The following is a 546-nucleotide window of genomic DNA, read 5'->3' as shown; positions in this document are numbered from 1 at the left end:
TAGCAAGCGGTAGAGGAGCGTTCTGTAAGCCGTTGAAGGTGAAGGGGTAACCCACGCTGGAGGTATCAGAAGTGCGAATGCTGACATGAGTAACGATAAAGGGGGTGAAAAACCCCCTCGCCGAAAGACCAAGGGTTCCTGTCCAACGTTAATCGGGGCAGGGTGAGTCGACCCCTAAGGCGAGGCCGAAAGGCGTAGTCGATGGGAAACGGGTTAATATTCCCGTACTTCTGCTAACTGCGATGGAGAGACGGAGAAGGCTAGGCTAGCGCGGCGTTGGTTGTCCGCGTTTAAGGTTGTAGGTTGTGTTCTTAGGCAAATCCGGGAACACGCATTAAATTGCAAGACTGAGAACTGATGACGAGTCACTAAGGTGATGAAGTAGTTGATGCCATGCTTCCAGGAAAATCTTCTAAGCTTCAGGTTAGCAGGAATCGTACCCCAAACCGACACAGGTGGTCGGGTAGAGAATACTAAGGCGCTTGAGAGAACTCGGCTGAAGGAACTAGGCAAAATGGTACCGTAACTTCGGGAGAAGGTACGCTC

At 51.5% G+C, this 546-nt stretch carries 1 rRNA gene; it reads left to right on the top strand.

The features are described from left to right. Window positions 1–546 (top strand): 23S ribosomal RNA (locus ACVBIL_RS20645); the annotation flags it as partial.

The organism is Shewanella sp. 125m-7 (genome assembly GCF_052977045.1).
This window is presented reverse-complemented; position numbering and strand designations above follow the sequence as displayed.